The organism is Micromonospora sp. AMSO31t, assembly GCF_008868175.1.
In the GTDB taxonomy this organism is placed as follows: Bacteria; Actinomycetota; Actinomycetes; order Mycobacteriales; family Micromonosporaceae; genus Micromonospora.
Genome location: NZ_WBKT01000350.1, coordinates 1 through 454, shown reverse-complemented (window position 1 = coordinate 454; position 454 = coordinate 1). Strand labels below are relative to the sequence as shown.

1 protein-coding gene is annotated in these 454 nt (G+C 72.2%); it reads left to right on the top strand.

What is annotated here, in order from left to right; all coding sequences use genetic code 11:
* The coding region (locus F8274_RS32205) for a hypothetical protein (protein ID WP_370518303.1) at positions 1-249 on the top strand (249 nt) is incomplete at its 5' end.
* Positions 250-454 lie beyond the last annotated feature (205 nt).

The window sequence follows — 454 nt, the reverse complement described above, 5'->3', positions numbered from 1 at the left end:
TTCCAGGTCGGCAAGGTCGAACAGCTCATCATCGACGGCGTCGTCAACCGCGCCACGAACCGGCGAACGGCCCCCGCCGTAGCCACGAACACGGAGCCAGACGACCCGCAGCCTGCCCGCCCCGAGGCCGAACCCGAGCAGGCAGAGAGCGAGGGCCACGGCGTTGACGCGGCAACCGCCGCTGCTGCTGACACCGCAGTTGCCGACACGGAGGCGGACCCCGACCCCGGGTGCAACCTCGCCGCCTAGCCGCTGCCGGTCGGGGGCCACAACCGGCTCCCGACCGGCACCACCCAAGACCAATTTTGTCCCGAGCCCGTCGTGCTCCAGGCCGTTGCTCCCGCGGCCACCGGGCGGGCCGGAACACGTCCGCGTCCCATCAGGTCCGCTGCCGGCCCGCCCTGCCAGCTCCGCGTGCGCCACAATCCGCGCTCAGCCCACACACTCGATGCCT